The following is a 15,802-nucleotide window of genomic DNA, read 5'->3' as shown; positions in this document are numbered from 1 at the left end:
GGCTTCCAGGGCAACCCCGGCTCACACCCGATCCGGAGCCTTCGCGGTCCCGGGCGCCCCAGACCCTACTCACCGCAACAATTCAACCGAGAATCCCACGCTACGCGGCCGATCTCGCTTCTACCGCGCAGACTCCTAGACGAGGAGTGGAACGAAGCTGGCGATCCCGATTTTCCGGGGATTCCGCTCGATACGCCCGTGCGGCGCGAGATAAGCCGCATCGTGCTCGCAATGGACCGGGTGCCCCCCGAGGCCGAGGCCCTCTACATGAATCTCCCTGTGCACTCCAGGGTACAGGTGTTGGATCGGAACGAGCTGTGGCTGCTGGGCTTCGTGGTGGGAGAGCTCGAGCGCGCAAGAGCGCTGAGCGAACACCAGGCGGAAGCAGCGCTCCGGGACGGGCGATTGTTCGAGGCGGCATTAGGCCTCTCCTATCTGGCCCAGATCGAGGTAGCGCTGGGCGACTTCGACGGCGCGCAGGAGCACTCCCGGGCCGCGTTCGATCTAGGGGAGCGCGTTGGAGCGAACTCCACCTTCTTCCTGAACGCGATGGCCGCTCCGAGCGACCTGGCGCGCGCGAGAGACGAGGGGATCGAAGCGCTCGTTCCGATTGGGGAGACCAACCTGCGAACCCATGCGCCTGATCACGCCTACGGCAGGGCAATCGTTCAGGCGTTCCTGGCTCTTGCCTATGCGCGCACCGGAGGCGACCCGGAAGCCGTCCTGTGCGCAGCGCGCACGGTACTCCCGGCGGTGCGACAGGCGCCGGGTTGGTCTCAGAACTACACGCAGCTTCTGGATCTCGTGTGCGAGGCCTGCTGGCGAGTGGAGCGGCCTGATCTCGTCGACGTTCTGGAGCCGAATCTCCGATCGAAGGTCCTCGAGCCGGACTTCAGGCGGGCCAATACCGATGCGCGGCTGTCCATGGCACGACTCGCAGCGCTCTCGAAGCGTTTCGACGAAGCCACGGAGTGGTTCGCGGCGTCCCGTCGAGTCCTCGGGGCGCAGGGTGCCCGTCCGTTGCGCGCCATCGCCGATTTCGAGGAGGCGTTGATGTACCTCCGCCGCGATGGGGTCGCGGATCGAACGCGCGCCCGCCCGCTCCTCGATTCGGCGCTTCGCCGCTTCGATTCGATCGGGATGCCCGGCTGGCGACGGCGCGCAGTAGACCTGCTCGCGACCCTCGAGTAAGTCGAGGGCAGTCCGTACATCGCGCGAGCTTCGAATCCGCGGATCGTGCGGCCGCGGGCTTGGACGCCGACTTCGACCAGGCGGCGTGCCTCGGCACTCTGCGCAGCTGATCGCCTACCGGTGGACGCCCGGAGCGAGGTGGGCGAAGAGCACCGCCTCCGACGACATCTCCGGCTTGCGGCCCGCACCCTCTCCCTTGGCGGCCGCCGAGTCCAGAAACAGCTCGTAGACGGTGTTGAGCACCACGTCCACCGCCTTGGGTGCGGCCGCGTCGAAGACGCGGGGGCCGAGGGACGTGCGCATGAGGATCTCGCCGAATCCGTGCCGGGCCACCGCGACGCAAACGGCCTGGAGCCGGGTCAGATCCCGGATCGCCACCCCGAGGATGGACGGCTCGGATTCGGTTCCGCTCACGGGCAGGCTCCTCCCCGGGCGAGGATGGCGTAGTCGGGGGCGATCTCAAGCGGCCGTCGGCCGATCGGCCTCCGGCGCCCAGGGGCGCTCCGAGGCGTGGCGGAGCATGGGCCGCCACGGCCAGCCGGGGGGTGGATGCGGCGGACCCCTCCTCCCGAGGTCGTGAATCGCGGCGGACCGCCCCGTCGTGGAGTCGGCGCACCCATTCTCTCGCTTACGGCGTGCTCTTTGCCGCAGTCGTCACCCTGCTTCTCGTCCCCAGCCTCTACCTGGTGCTGGAAGATCTGCGAAGGTCGCGATCCCGGCGAGCGGTCGATCCAGAGGCAATTCCGGTGGCTGGCGCCCGCTAGGGCCCGAGTGAACTTCGCGGCGGGAAGCCGCACGCATCTAGCCGTCGGCCTCGATCTCACGCTCGGGGCCGAACGGCCTGAAGGTCAGCACCAATGCGGGCATCAGCAAGAAGTTGGCGATCAGTGCCATCACGATGGTGCCGGCCAACAGAATGCCGAAACTCGCCTGGCTATCCATGTCGGATCGCAACGAAGTCAGGAAGCCGGCCACCAGGACCACCGTGGTGATGACGAGCGCGCGCCCCACGCTCGAAAGCGATGCGGCCAGTGCTTCCCGATAGCGGCCGCGTTCCAGGAACTCGTGGCGATAGCGGGAGACCAGATGGATGCTGTAGTCGACCGCGATCCCGATCGCGACCGGCGCGATCAGCAGCCGGACGTAGTCGAGCGTGATTTCGAACCACCCCATGACGCCCAGCGTGAATGCAACCGGCACCACATTCGGCACCATGGCGAGCATCCCGAGCCGCACCGATCGGAACAGCAGGCAGAGCATGATCGCGATGGCAATGAGCGCCAGCGAAAGGCTGCGGATCTGGCTGGTGGTGATGTAGTCCATCAACTGAATCCAGAGTGATCCGACGCCCGTCAAGGTCGCGGCCGCGTTCTCGATCGGATGGCGCTCCAGGTATCCGGACAGCTCTCGCTCCATCCCTGCCAGGAGGCTGGTGTCGGTCCACTTGCAGCGCAGGTCGAGAGCAGCGCGGGAATAGTCACTCGAGACATAGTCGTCGAGCGCTTCTCCTCCCGACATCTCATACAGGAGCAGGTACTGCGCGACCAACTCCCGGGTTTCGGGAATTGCATAGTAGGCAGGGTCACCGTCGTGGAAGGTCTGGTTGATATCCTTCAGCACGTCGACGATCGAGGTGCTCTTCATCACCAGGCCGTCGTGTCGATCCCCCTCCTCCTGTAGACGCTCGATCTCTCGAAGTACGGCCGGGTCCTTGATCGCTTCCGGCTCCTCCGTCTCGAAGAGGTAGACGTAGCTGTTGGTCCCACCCATCACGCTGTCCGCATAGAGCGCGTCCTGCCGGACCCGGACCTCCTCCGAGAAGTCGTTCAGGAAGTTGGAGTCGACCTGGATCCTGGTGATTCCGGCCAGGGCGATCAGTGTCAGGGCGCACGAGACGACCAGGATCGCCCGACGATGCCGGATGTCGAAGTTCGCGACCGACTTCAGGAAGGCCTGGAAGCGCCGTCCCCCCTTGGCGCGCATCAGCTCCCGCTCGCTGGCCGCGTGCCCCAGTTCGCGCCGACCGAAGGAGAGGAAGACCATCAGCAGGGTGACGGTGAAGAGGAAGGCCGCCACCACTCCCACTGCGCTGTAGACCGCGAAGTGGGAGAGCGTCTTGATCGGTGCTGTCGCCATGGCACCGAAGCCGACAGCCGTGGTGAGGCTGGTGAGGAGGCAAGGGGCACCGACCAGGTAGAGGGTGCGGCGCGCCGCTTCACGGCGGTCCCCGGTTTCGATGCGCAGCGTCCGGAATTCGGAGATGATGTGGACCGAATCCGCCACACCGACCGCGATCAACAGCGTTGGCAGCATTCCGAACATCAGGTCGAGCATCCAGCCGAGGCTCCCGACCAGCGCCACCACGACCAGGATGCTGAGACCTACCACCGCGAGGGGGCCCGCTACCCCGAGTGGGCTCCGAAAGAAATAGAGCAGCAGCACCGCGATGATGACCGCGGTGAGCAGCCCGAGTTCCGCACTTTCGGTGACGCTGATGATGTTGATCTCGGCGTTGAGCGGAACGTCGCCGGAGTGGTAGAAGTGGATTCCCTGGTAGGCGGGCCGCGCCAGGATCTCCTGAATCTTCTGGTAGCTCACCTGGGGGTAGAGATTGTCGAGGCCGTCACCGCCCTCCGGGTCGAGCCGGATCTCGTCGAGCGGATCGATGCTCGAGCGATCCATCTCGATGATGATGCCGGCGTGTCGTCCGTCTCGGCTGGTGAGTGCTCCCACGTAGAGCGGTTTTGCGAGCACCTTCTCCCGGATGGCGAGTAGCTCCTGCTGGGTGGCTGGGAATTCTTCCAGCAGATCGTCGATTTCGATGCCACCCGGAACCGGATCCATGAACTCGACATTGGTGAGGCTGGTGACCTCGTCGATGAAAGGGACTTCCTCCTCCAACGCCTCCGTGAGGTGTGCGATCTTGCGCATGACCTCGAGATTCCAGGCGCCCTCCGCCTGATCGGGTGCGCGGTAGAGGATGTAGGAGACCTCGTCGGATCCGAACTCGTCGCGGTAGTCGAGGTAGGCTGCGTAGGTTGGATCGCCCTGCGCGAAGTACGACTCGAAGCTGTTGTCGAAGCGGACCCCGGAAGCGAGAAACAGCAGGCCCACCGCCGCTACTGCGGATAGAGAAAGGGCCGTCCAGCGGTTGTCGAAGCACCAGCCCCCGATCATCTCGAAGGCCTCGCTCAGGATTTCCACGAGGGTTCTCAAGTGCGAAGGACTCCTTGGGTTAGAAGCTGTACCTGGCGCGCAGGAAGAGGCGGTCGTTTTCACCCACCGAGCCGAATCCAGGTGCCTCGCCCGACTGGAAGAGCAGAACTCCAGCACCCACTTCGAACGCTTCGAAGAGCTCCCAGTCGGCCGACAGGCGCACGAAGCTCCCGTCTTGAAGCTTCTCACCGTTCGCTACTGCCAGTGCGGTGAGTTCCAGCCGATCGTTCAGCAACGTGACGGTCACCCGCAATGCGATCTCGAGCGCGTTCTCCTGCGCCCAGTTCGGGAACCCGCGCAGGCGACTCTCGAAATCGTTGATGTGGCGATTGGCCACCTCGAGGGCGATGACGGTTTCGTCGAATCCGTAGTACTCGACGCCGAGCATCAGGTCGGTCCGCGATTTCTCGGCCGTGTCGATTCGCACGAAGGGTGCGACCTGCTCGAGGGTGTCGAACCGCATCCCATCGAGCCAGGCGAGTTCCCCTTTGAAGAGCCAGGCACCGGCTGTGTAGTTGCCCCCCAATCCGAAGAGGGTGGTCCGGTCATAGCGAAGCTCTGCCTCGAACAACGGAAGCGTCACCGACGCCGGGCCCGGGAGCGACAGCAGGCCGGGTCGCAACGCCACCTGACCCGAGTTGGTGCGGTAGCGCGCCACATGCAGCGAGAAATCCCAACCAGAGAAGATCCCACCGAGAGCGATGCCCCATTCGGGCCGCTCACCGAATCGATCCGGACGTCGGTCCGCGAGGGTGAGCGATCCGGCATCGAGACTGGCGAGGCTACCGGCCGGTAGACCCAACCCGACCTCCAGCGATGTCGTCAGGTCCGACAGGTCGATGGTCGGGTAGAAGTCGTGACCGAATACCGGATTGAGATCGAATCGCAGCTCTGGAATCACCACCAGGCTCAGGTTCCAGTTTCCTTTTTCCCCGAAGTAGGTGTCGAGGCGTGCCGCACCAACCGCGCGCCGCAGATCCTCGAGGTCCGTCAGGCCCGGGTCACGGTTGTCGATGGGGTTCAATACGTCGAGCACTCGGAGGGTGTCGGAGCGGCCCCAATTGATGACCTGGCGACCGAGCTTGAGATCGAGGTTCCGGAGCAGACTTCCCTGCAGGTAGGTTTCCTGCAGCTCGGCGTCCCATTCGTACTCGTCGATGACGTCGTCGCTGAAGTGGTGGCGACCCCGAATCCGGTCGGCCGCGTCGAAGAACCCGTAGCCGGAGACACGCCCCTTCCAGTCCGCCGGGAGATCGAGGTCGAGCTGCAGGCTGAGCTGGTTGCGCAGGGCGGTCAGCCCGTCGTAGCGGGTGCCGGTGTTCGATTCGTGATGGTGGATGCCGTAGGCACCGGTCAGCGCAAAGCTGCCCGTGAGATCCCAGAAGCGCTCCGGATCCGGTTGGGCGGAGGGCTCGACATCCTCCTGCACCGGAGTGTCATCCTCCTCCTCGAATCCCCCCAGCACGTCGTCGAGATCCAGATCGTCTACAGCCCACGCCGAGGTGGGCGGTAGCGAACCGGTCACGAGAAAGAGGGCTAGCGTCAGCAGCCCTTGGGTGAGCTTCACGCGCCTACAGGCCCTTTTCCAGACCCCGAACCGTGAAGAGCTCGTCACCCAGTTCCTGGTTGAAGCGCACCTTGCTGATGAAGAGCTCCGTCTTGTGGAGCGTCTTCTTCCCCTTCTTGGTGGTCATCTGGAGTTCGATCGCAGTCCAGATCCCATCGATCTGCTCCAGCTTCGTCACCTCCATGTATTTGAGCCGGCCGCGCTTCTCGGTCCAGCTCACGGATCGGACCACCATGAAGTTGTCCTGTCGGACGAAGTAGATGGAACGGGAATTCCCGGTCTCTTCGACCTCCTTCTCATTGTTCGGGATCGCCTCGACCTGCCAGGTCATGACCCCGCCGACTTCGACCTCCTTCATGAGTTCGTAGTCGTAGCTGTCGAGTGGGCGGTCGGAGAGGTCGGCGTAGGTGAAGTCCGAGCCCATGAAGCTCCCGCTCTTGTCCCCGCCCGCGATGCGTTTGGTCTTCTGGAGCGCGGGGAGGTAGAGCCACTGGTCGTCGTCGCGCTCGTTCCCATCGTAGTCGTAGGTGAGAAAGCCCGTATCCTTGACGTCGGCTGGCGAGAGGAAGAAGAGCACCTGGTGGGTATCCTCGCCGAAGTCCTTGAAGAAGGATCGCAGGTTCCGTTCGCGCTTCTTCCCCCTCTTGTCGATCAGGACCATGCGCGTGTCCGAGGTGCCGGTGTCGCCGTCGTCGCGGGCGTCGACCCGCTCCATGATGGCCCGGCCGTCGAGTTCTTCGGCTGCCGCGATCGGGCTTGGGACTGCGGACAGTGCAAGCGTCAGGGCCAGGAGACCCCCGAACCAGAACCCGATCATCGAGAATTCCCTCCAGTGGCTTTCATCCTTGCGCCCTTCCCGATTCCTGTCGAGGCCCGACCGGAACCCGACACATCGAACGGCAACTCCGCGATCCGCATGCTTTCGAGGTCGCGCCAGATGCGGACTAATGTCCCACTCGTTCCGTGGCTTCAGCGCCGGAACAGGCGTAGCAGCGGGCGGAGCCGGAGTGGCTTGCCGCGCCCGACCGCATGCCATCCGAGCAGGATCGACCAAGTACCCGTCGCGCTGAGCGCTGAGAGCCAAGCGAGCACCGTGCGCAGGGTGCTCGGTTCGCTGGCGACGAGGATGGCCGTCGCGAGCGTGAGTGCGGCTGCAAAGGCCGCAAGCACGAGCCGACCGCCGAGCTGGTGCAGGAGGTCGGGCACTTCGTCGAGCTCCGGCGTCACTGCGTGGATCTGCAGGTTGCCGGTGGAGAGATCGTGCAGCAGTTGGTCGAGCTGCCCCGGTAGCTCCCTGACGAGGGAGACGGCTCCGCTCGCGTCGCCTAGCAACTCCCGGGCCAAGCCTCCGGGCGAGAGCCTCCGCGCCATCATCTCCTTCAAGTACGGCTGGGAGATGGCGGCCAGGTCCACTTCCGGGTGGAGATGGCGGACGATCCCCTCGACGGTCGCCAGCGCCTTGCTGAGGATGGAGTACTCGGGCGCGAGCTTGATGCGGAAGCGCTGGGCGGCTTCCGCAAAGGCCTCGGCAAATGCGGCGGAGTCCACGTCCGTGAGGCTGGACGCGGTCAGGAAGCGCTCCCGGATGGTCTCGATCTCCCCACGCAGTGCGGCCAGGTCCACGCGCTGGGTGGGCGTGCCCATGCGCAGCAGTACCCGCGCCAGAGTGGCGCTATCGCCGGCGATCGTGGCCAGAACCAGCGTCACCAACTCGTCGCGCTGTGCCTCGCTGAGTTCTCCCACCAGGCCGAAGTCGATCAGGCAGACGGTGCCTTCCGCATTGATCAGGATGTTTCCGCCATGGGGGTCGCCGTGGAAGAGCCCATCCATCATCACCTGCTTGCAGGCCGCGTGCACGATCTCCTCGACGGCGTGTCGTGCAGGTTCACTCCCGGGAGCGAGCTCGCGCAGCGGGCGCCCCTCGAAGAACTGCATGCTGAGCACAGTGCGCGCGCTGAGCTCCGGATGGGGCCGCGGGATCGTCACGTGTCGCTCCGGATCGAGCAGCTGGCGGGCCGCCAGCATGTTGGCGAGCTCGAGCCCGAAGTCGAGCTCGCGGAGCAGCCCCTTCTCGAACTCCTCGACGATCTGCGAGACGCCCATCAGCTGCATCTCGTCGATGCTCGCTTCCAGTACCTGTGCGGACAGGTAGAGGAGATCGAGGTCGCCACGCATCGTGTCCTCGATTCCCGGCCGCTGAACCTTCACCACCACGGCCTCGCCGTCGTGGGTGCGGGCGCGGTGGGCCTGGGCGATCGACGCGGTGGCGAGAGGCGTCTCGTCGAACTCGGCGAAGAGCCGAGCGAGCGGTGCTCCCAGCGCTGCCTCGATCGTTCCGCGCACGTCCTCGAAGCCGAGTACGGGTGCGTTGTCCTGGAGCTGCTTGAGCGCCTCGATCCAGTCGGCGGGGAGCAGGTCGCGCCGCATCGAGAGGATCTGTCCGAGCTTGATGAATGTGGGTCCGAGTCCACCGAGCAGGTCGGCGAAGCGGACCGCTGCCGAGGCGCCCCGGAGCGATGCGTCTCCCTCGGGAGGTGCGGCCGCGTCGAAGACGCGGGGCCCGAGGGACGTGCGCATGAGGATCTCGCCGAAGCCGTGCCGGGCCACGGCCACGCATACGGCCTGGAGCCGGGTCAGATCCCGGATCGCCACCCCGAGGATGGACGGCTCGGCTCCCGTTCCGCTCACACGCTTGCTCCTCCCCGGGCGAGGATGGCGTAGTCGGGGGCGATCTCAAGCGGCCGTCGGCCGATCGGCCTCCGGCGCCCAGGGGCGCTCCGAGGCGTGGCGGAGCATGGGCCGCCACGGCCAGCCGGGGGGTGGATGCGGCGTACCCCTCCTCCCGGGGTCGCGAATCGCGGTGGACCGCCCCGTCGTGGAGTCGGCGCACCCATTCTGGTATGACCTCTCCGCGCCGCGAGCACCCCCCGCCGGAGGGCCCATGAGCCAATCCCCGCCGATCATCTACACCTGGACCGACGAGGCCCCGGCCCTGGCGACCCACGCCTTCCTGCCCATCATCCGGGCATTCGCCGGGGCGACCGGGGTTCCGGTCGAAACACGCGACATCTCGCTGGCGGGTCGCCTGCTGGCCGTCTTCCCGGACCGGCTGAAGCCGGAGCAGCGCGCCCCCGATGGTCTGGCCGAACTCGGTGCATTGGTGAAGACGCCCGAGGCCAACGTCATCAAACTGCCCAACGTCAGTGCCTCGATCCCGCAGATGAAGGCAGCGATCGCCGAGCTCCAGGCCAAGGGCTACGCCCTGCCGAACTACCCGGAGGAGCCGACGACGGACGAGGAACGCGAGATGAAGGCGCGCTACGACAAGGTGAAGGGCAGCGCCGTGAACCCGGTGCTGCGTGAGGGGAACTCGGATCGTCGTGCGCCGAAGGCTGTCAAGGAGTACGCCCGACAGAACCCCCACCGTATGGGGAAGTGGGCGGCTGACTCGAAGACCCACGTCTCGACGATGGAGTCCGGGGACTTCCGGCATAACGAGAAGGCGGTCACGGTCACGGCACCGACGACGGTCCGCATCGAGCACGTCGGTGCCGGTGGAGACACCACCGTGCTGAAGGAGGGGATCGAACTCCTGGCCGGTGAGGTCATGGACGCGACCTTGATGAGCCGGAAGGCCCTCGTCGCGTTCCTGGGCGAGCAGGTCGCGGACGCCAAGAAGAAGGGCGTGCTCTTCTCCCTGCACATGAAGGCGACGATGATGAAGGTCTCGGACCCGATCATCTTCGGTCACGCGGTGCGGGTCTTCTTCGCCGATGTCTTCGAGAAGCACGCGGCGACCCTCGACCAGCTCGGCGTCGACGTGAAGAACGGCTTCGGCGATCTGCTGGAGAAGATCGGCGAGCTCTCCGACGACGAGCGCAAGCCGATCGAGGCCGACATCGAAGCGGCCTACGCCACGGGCCCGGCCCTCGCCATGGTGAACTCGGACAAGGGCATCACCAACCTGCACGTGCCGAGCGACATCATCATCGATGCGTCGATGCCGCCGATGATCCGGGATTCCGGCGGCATGTGGAACCCGGCCGGCGAGCTGCAGGATTGCAAGGCCGTGATTCCGGACAGCAGCTATGCGGGCGTCTACCAGGCTGTCGTCGAGGATTGCCAGGCGAACGGCGCTTACGATCCCGCGACCATGGGCAGCGTTCCGAACGTGGGCTTGATGGCGCAGAAGGCCGAGGAGTACGGCTCCCACGACAAGACCTTCGAGATCGCGGGTGACGGTAGCGTGCGCGTCGTCGGTGCCGGCGGCGAGGTGCTGTTGGAGCACGCGGTCGAGCGCGGCGACATCTGGCGCGCCTGCCAGGTGAAGGATGCTGCGATTCGCGACTGGGTGAAGTTGGCAGTCACCCGAGCCCGGGCCACCGGCGCACCGGCGGTCTTCTGGCTCGATCGCAGCCGCGCCCACGACGCCCAGCTCATCGCGAAGGTCGAGGCCTACCTCCGCGATCACGATACGAGCGGCCTGCAGATCGAGATCCTCTCTCCGGTCGAGGCGACGCGCTTTTCTCTGGAGCGGATCCGCCGCGGTGAGGACACGATCTCGGTCACCGGCAACGTGCTGCGGGATTACCTGACCGACCTCTTTCCGATCCTCGAGATCGGAACCAGCGCCAAGATGCTTTCGATCGTGCCGCTGATGAACGGCGGCGGCCTCTTCGAGACCGGTGCAGGCGGCTCGGCGCCGAAGCACGTGCAGCAGTTCGAGGAAGAGGGGCACCTGCGTTGGGACTCTCTCGGTGAGTTCCTGGCTCTTGCGGCGTCGCTCGACCACCTGGGCGAACATTTCGACAACGCAGCGGCCCGCCTGCTCGGCGAAACCCTCGACGATGCGACCACCCAGCTCCTGCTCAACCGGAAGGCGCCTTCGCGCAAGGTGCACGAGCTCGACAACCGCGGCAGCCAGTTCTACCTGGCGCTCTACTGGGCCCAGGCACTGGCCGGGCAGACGAGCGATCCGGAACTGGCGACGCGCTTTGCACCCGTGGCCCAGGCGATGGCGCAGAATGAGACGACCATCGTCGAGGAGCTGAACGCAGCCCAGGGTCCGCCCCAGGATCTGGGCGGCTACTACCGGCCCGATCCGGACCGCACGAGCCGGGCGATGCGCCCGAGCGCGACGCTGAACGGGATCATCGACTCGATCTAGCTCGCTTCCTTGAGGGTCCCGGCCAACTGGAACCCCAGAGCGTCGAGCAAGAGGTCGAGGCTGCGCAGCTCCGGATTCCCATCCTCGGAGAGCCTGCGGTAGAGATGCTCACAGTTCAGCTCCGCGGCCTCTGCCAATCGCTCAACACCGCCGCGAACTCGTGCGACATCCAGGAGAGCGAGTAGAAACACTTCGGGTTCTCCGTCTTCCAAGTAGGCGTTCAGACAGCCCGCGAGAATAGGAGTACCAACGGGGGATTCGTGTCCGATAAGGGGGTGATTTGACAAGTCCTTCTGGGGAGAATGAGGACTCATCGCTAGCGGAGCGCCCATTGGACATCGAATCAGGAAAGCCGGACGTCTATTCCAACTTCTTCGACGATGGTATCTTGCCTGATGTTCTGAACCACAATCCGCGCTATGTCGTCGAAATCGGCGCGGTAAAGGCAGGGGCTCTTGCCCTGACTGCCGTGGTCATGGACTACCTGTCATTTCCAGTGGATCCTCGGTAGCGGCGGGCGCCCGCTTTCGGGATCGGCGGGGAGAGTGTGCGGACTAGCATGTTCTGGACCGGGCCCGGTTCGAGCTCCGGCGTGAGCGCCGGTCAGGAATGGGAAGAAGCAGGCCTCTCTTCAGTACCAACGCCAGGTACCATTCTGACAACCAGGCCCCGATCGGCGGCGACATCGCGCCCGTCCGGCAGGGGGGCATCGTGGGCCACGACGAACTCTCTGTCCTGCGTTCGCCGTACGTCGAGTTTCACGCCCGCGCAGCCGAGGGGCCGCGCCCGCTCGAACGACTCGCAGCTATTCAACTCGTCGCCGACCGCACCCGATCCATGCCCGAAGATCCGGCGGCTCCCGTCCGCGAATGCACCCGCGAAGTATCGACCCCCAGCAGGTCGGCTCCATGCACGGGTCTCCCGGCGATTTCAGAAAGCTCTAGTGAAACAGGGGTAGTGGGCTGAAATCCGACGGGCTCATCAGAGGAACACGAGGGCGTTGAGAGCCATGGCCTGGGCGATCGCCTCCGCATTGGTCGCCGCGCCCAGCTTCTCGCGAGCCTGCTTCAATTGCTGGGACAACCCGCGGGTGCTGCCGCCCATCTCAGCGGCGGCTGTCTCCAGGTTGCAGCCCCGGGCCAACAAGGAGAGGGCGTCTCGTTCCCGAACCGTGAGACCGACAGTCCGGGCGAGAAGCCCGCGCGAGAACATCGAACTCTGCGCCATCAGCAGACTCAAGCGCACGCGGCTCACGCGCGCCGCGCGATCCTCTCGAAGATCGTCTCGAGCCTGGTCCGAAAAGAACAGCGAGGCTCCTACGTAACCGCACCCAAAAGGCGCTCCAAGGGCGAGGCAGAGGCCCAGGCCTTCTTCCAAACAGGCGTCGAAGAGATCCCGTGGACCCGATGCATGGGCTGGATCCGCCTCTTGCGCGTCGAGCCAGAATTCCTGATCGGGTTGTGCGAACAGATCGTGGGCGATGGGCTGGGCGAGAAGCCCGCCGGAGTTCTGATAGGCGTCGATCAGCCGAGCGGGCGCAGCCCAGCTCTCGATCGTGGCGTCTCGACCAAAGCTGGTGACGTTGCGGGGCAGGAACACGAACAGGATCGCCTCGACGAGTTCCGACGCGAGATGCTCGCGCAGTGCAGCAACCCCCGCGTCGACGTGGGAGGCGGCAGCCAGCGCCACCGCCAACTCCCGGCCGTTGGCATCGGCATGAAGCTCAGGATCGTGAGGAGGGCTCGTCGGCCAGTCTCGAATCCCGGCCACCTGTTCTAGTGAGAAGCGCGCCACGGCAGCCGCAGCCTCGGTCGTCGTCCGTACTCCGAGCTTCTGGCGCAGGGAAGCCAAATGCTTCTCGGCCGTTGAGTTCGCGACCTGCAGATGCTCGGCGACCCCGCCGGCGGAACATCCACGAGCCAGCAGGGCGGCGACCGCACCTTCTCGATCGGTGAGCTGGAACGCGCGGCGGAGCTCCGCATCGACCGGAAGCTGGCCCTCCCGGGTCCCGTGGAGCGTTTCGTTCTGGCTGAGTCGCCGCATCGTGTGTCTGGGAGCCTCCTCGGGAGGGTAGCCCACTGACCGTTCGTCCATCCGGAGTCGTCTCGCGTGATCAAGAATATTTCTGGTGGAATTTCTCCAGTCTCACCGGGAGCCTGCCTTCGTTTCGCGCGTAACCGAGGGAGATCCGAAGGAAATCCACCATGGTCATCGCTCCTCGAGCCGCGTACTCATGTAGGTCCTGGGAAGGAGGAACAAAGCAAAGGAAGAGAATATGCGCTCAGTGCGTTTTGCAGGTTCGTTGTTCATCGTGTTGTCCTGGGTCGCATTCAGCTCCCCATCTCTTGCAACCATCATTGCGGTGACCGACGCGCTTGTCGCGGACGGCAACCTCGGCGCGAGTTCCGGCGCCGCCATCACCACTGCTGATGGGACCGGCCTCGGAGCCGGGTACCCCACCTTTCCCGATACGCATTCCGGGTTCAACACGACCGGCTATCTCAGCGCAGCAGGGAACTCGAGCGGTTCTCTTCACTACGACTTCGGCGCGCAGGCGTCGTTCGACACGATCCGATTCTGGAACTACCACGGGCTCGGCACCACCACTCGCGGCGCATTTTCCGTCAGCATCTGGGGTTCGAATGACCCCCTCGCGTACGGTGACGAAGCCGGCCCGTGGCAATCGATCACCTCCGTCTCCCTTGCGCAAGCACCTGCCAATGGGGACACGGCGGCCTACGGTGAGGAGTTCGACCTGGCCGCCTTCAGCCCGAACTACCGCTATGTGCGACTGTTCCTCGAGGACAACCACGGCGCAACCGAAGTCGGGCTCGCCGAGGTCCAATTCATTTCGTCAGTTCCCGAGCCTTCCGCCCTGGCGCTCCTGGGCATCCTGCTTCCCAGTCTGAAACTGGCAAGACGACACGAGGCGGGAACTGGATCAAGGAGATGTTAGTCGCTGGCGACTGATCACCACATTGCACTCCGCTGCAAAGCGACGAACCACAAGGCCGCATCAGCTCTTCTATTGGACCACGTTTCAAACCTGGTGGGTGGAGGTTCGGATCCCTCCCGGCGTGCCATGGATTAGCGGGCAACCCGTATATGGCCAAGAGAATAGGAGTTCCAACGGGGGATTCGTGTCCGATAAGGGGGTGATTTGACAAGTCTCTCTGGGGAGAATGAGGACTCATCGCTAGCGGAGCGCCCATTGGGCCAGCAAGGCATTCTGACACTGCTCTGTACCGCACAGTCACGGCCCGGTCCCTCGGACCACACCGCATCGGTCTGGAATCCAGCTGGGCTCGTCTTGGACATGCAGCATCGAGGTCTGGCGTCTGCGAACGGCGCCCCAGGTCCCCGAGAGCGGATAGGAGTGTCAAGCTGACTCTTGCCTACCGCCGCAAAGTCCCATTCTGACGACCAAGCCCCGACGCGGCTGCTTGGCCCCTTTCAGGGCTGACTGCGACACCCTCAAACGGAAGCCGACTTGCGCCACGGAACCAGCATCGAAACTCGTTCCTTGTAGCGCCGGTAGTCGTCCCCGGAGACCTCGACCAGATCACGCTCCTCGAGTTGGATGGCGAGGATGATATAGACCGTCGTCGTCGCCGCGAAAAGCAGATGGCCAACGGTCATCGTGGGGGCCGCCCAGAACGCGATGACGAATCCGAGATAGATCGGATGCCGCACGACCCGGTAGTAGGCGGGTGTCCGGAACTTCACTTCGGGCATCGGGCTTCTGGTCAGGTTCGTGGCGACCTGGTGCAAGCCGAAAAGCTCGAAGTGGTTCAGCAGGAAAGTGCTGGAGACGACGATCAGCCAGCCGGCCAACGACAGTGCCGTGAGACCGAGTGCAAGATTCGAATTCTGGACCTCCCAGACGACCTCGGAGAGAGGGCGCCATTGCCAGAAAAGAAGGATCAGCGCTCCATTCGAGAGCAGAACGTAGGTGCTGCGCTCGACCGAGCTGGGGACGAAGCGCGTCCACCACGCCTTGAATCGCGGTCGCGCCATCACGCTGTGCTGAATCGCGAAGACAGCCAGCAAGGCGAGGTTGATGGCCAGCGCCTCCGTCAGGGATGAATCCGCTCCGCTGTCGATGGTCTTGGGCACGACGAGGCCGGTCACGAAGCCGATGGCGTAGAGGAAGGTGGCGATGAAGAGCGCGTAGGCCGCGACTCCGTAAACGAGTGCGATGATCCGTCCCATGGCATACTCCTGTGTTCACAGATTGGGGCGCGGGATGCGCCCAGGCTCAGACTGCAGGATTGCCTGGCAAAAGACCTCGACGCGGTCTTGATTTCCGGTTGAGAAGAGCCTGAGTTTCACGCGAGAACGGCTGGGGGAAACACGCTTCGGGGTTCAGGGGGGCGCATGCTCTATCGATTTGCCGATCACCTGCTGGACGCCGAGCGGCGGGAGCTCTTTCGCGGTTCGGAGCCGATTTCCGTCGAGCCTCAGGTCTTCGACGTCCTGATCTACCTACTCGAGAACCGCGACCGCGTTATCAGCCGGGATGACTGTAGACGCTCACTCAGAAGCGTAGAAATCTGATCATTTGGCCGGGGGGCGACGCAGCCCGCCGTTCCGGATTCCGATTCAGATCTTCCGGGTCGAAAGGTCCTTGACCCAGGGCGAACGCCCTCCCGGCTCGACCG

13 protein-coding genes are annotated in these 15,802 nt (G+C 64.7%); 5 read left to right on the top strand and 8 right to left on the bottom strand.

Annotated features, from left to right (window positions below; genetic code table 11):
- Nucleotides 1-198: 198 nt before the first annotated feature.
- A complete protein-coding gene (locus GY937_01435; GenBank protein MCP5055368.1) occupies nucleotides 199-1,191 on the top strand; it encodes a hypothetical protein in 993 nt (330 codons plus the stop codon).
- 114 nt (nucleotides 1,192-1,305) lie between these two features.
- Here GY937_01435 and GY937_01430 read toward each other — a convergent pair whose 3' ends face one another.
- From GY937_01430 to GY937_01410, 5 genes are all read right to left on the bottom strand, one after another.
- Nucleotides 1,306-1,605 carry a hypothetical protein gene (locus GY937_01430; GenBank protein MCP5055367.1) on the bottom strand — a complete coding sequence of 100 codons (300 nt, stop codon included), beginning with the start codon at nucleotides 1,603-1,605 and terminating at the stop codon, nucleotides 1,306-1,308.
- 387 nt (nucleotides 1,606-1,992) lie between these two features.
- Nucleotides 1,993-4,368, bottom strand: coding sequence for an MMPL family transporter (locus GY937_01425; protein MCP5055366.1), 2,376 nt, complete (start codon nucleotides 4,366-4,368; stop codon nucleotides 1,993-1,995).
- A gap of 58 nt (nucleotides 4,369-4,426) precedes the next feature.
- Nucleotides 4,427-5,974, bottom strand: coding sequence for a DUF1302 domain-containing protein (locus GY937_01420; protein ID MCP5055365.1), 1,548 nt, complete (start codon nucleotides 5,972-5,974; stop codon nucleotides 4,427-4,429).
- 4 nt (nucleotides 5,975-5,978) lie between these two features.
- The gene (locus GY937_01415; GenBank protein ID MCP5055364.1) at nucleotides 5,979-6,791 is read right to left on the bottom strand and encodes an outer membrane lipoprotein-sorting protein; all 813 of its coding nucleotides are present in this window, start codon (nucleotides 6,789-6,791) and stop codon (nucleotides 5,979-5,981) included.
- A gap of 152 nt (nucleotides 6,792-6,943) precedes the next feature.
- The gene (locus tag GY937_01410) at nucleotides 6,944-8,662 is read right to left on the bottom strand and encodes an AarF/ABC1/UbiB kinase family protein (protein ID MCP5055363.1); all 1,719 of its coding nucleotides are present in this window, start codon (nucleotides 8,660-8,662) and stop codon (nucleotides 6,944-6,946) included.
- Between the two features lie 253 nt (nucleotides 8,663-8,915).
- Here GY937_01410 and GY937_01405 point away from each other — a divergent pair, with 253 nt between their 5' ends.
- Nucleotides 8,916-11,141, top strand: a complete 2,226-nt coding sequence (locus tag GY937_01405) for an NADP-dependent isocitrate dehydrogenase (GenBank protein ID MCP5055362.1) — start codon at nucleotides 8,916-8,918, stop codon at nucleotides 11,139-11,141.
- On the opposite strand, the gene GY937_01400 is transcribed toward GY937_01405, so the two are convergent.
- Nucleotides 11,138-11,332 (bottom strand): hypothetical protein, encoded by a 195-nt coding sequence (locus tag GY937_01400; protein MCP5055361.1) that lies wholly within the window; start codon nucleotides 11,330-11,332, stop codon nucleotides 11,138-11,140. The two genes, GY937_01405 and GY937_01400, sit on opposite strands and share 4 nt — an antisense overlap.
- Before the next feature lie 140 nt (nucleotides 11,333-11,472).
- Here GY937_01400 and GY937_01395 point away from each other — a divergent pair, with 140 nt between their 5' ends.
- Complete coding sequence (locus GY937_01395) at nucleotides 11,473-11,652, top strand: hypothetical protein (GenBank protein ID MCP5055360.1); 180 nt, start codon at nucleotides 11,473-11,475, stop codon at nucleotides 11,650-11,652.
- 470 nt (nucleotides 11,653-12,122) lie between these two features.
- Here GY937_01395 and GY937_01390 read toward each other — a convergent pair whose 3' ends face one another.
- Nucleotides 12,123-13,184, bottom strand: coding sequence for a hypothetical protein (locus GY937_01390; protein MCP5055359.1), 1,062 nt, complete (start codon nucleotides 13,182-13,184; stop codon nucleotides 12,123-12,125).
- A 232-nt stretch (nucleotides 13,185-13,416) separates the two neighbouring features.
- On the opposite strand from GY937_01390, the gene GY937_01385 reads away from it, so the two are divergent.
- Nucleotides 13,417-14,097 carry a PEP-CTERM sorting domain-containing protein gene (locus GY937_01385; protein ID MCP5055358.1) on the top strand — a complete coding sequence of 227 codons (681 nt, stop codon included), beginning with the start codon at nucleotides 13,417-13,419 and terminating at the stop codon, nucleotides 14,095-14,097.
- A gap of 518 nt (nucleotides 14,098-14,615) precedes the next feature.
- Here GY937_01385 and GY937_01380 read toward each other — a convergent pair.
- Nucleotides 14,616-15,353 (bottom strand): isoprenylcysteine carboxylmethyltransferase family protein, encoded by a 738-nt coding sequence (locus GY937_01380; GenBank protein MCP5055357.1) that lies wholly within the window; start codon nucleotides 15,351-15,353, stop codon nucleotides 14,616-14,618.
- A gap of 165 nt (nucleotides 15,354-15,518) precedes the next feature.
- On the opposite strand from GY937_01380, the gene GY937_01375 reads away from it, so the two are divergent.
- Nucleotides 15,519-15,698 carry a hypothetical protein gene (locus tag GY937_01375; GenBank protein MCP5055356.1) on the top strand — a complete coding sequence of 60 codons (180 nt, stop codon included), beginning with the start codon at nucleotides 15,519-15,521 and terminating at the stop codon, nucleotides 15,696-15,698.
- The last annotated feature ends 104 nt before the right edge of the window (nucleotides 15,699-15,802 follow it).

Source organism: bacterium (genome assembly GCA_024228115.1).
Taxonomy (GTDB): Bacteria; Myxococcota_A; UBA9160; order UBA9160; family UBA6930.
Note: the sequence above shows the minus strand (reverse complement) of the source record. Positions and strands in the feature narration are given on the sequence as shown.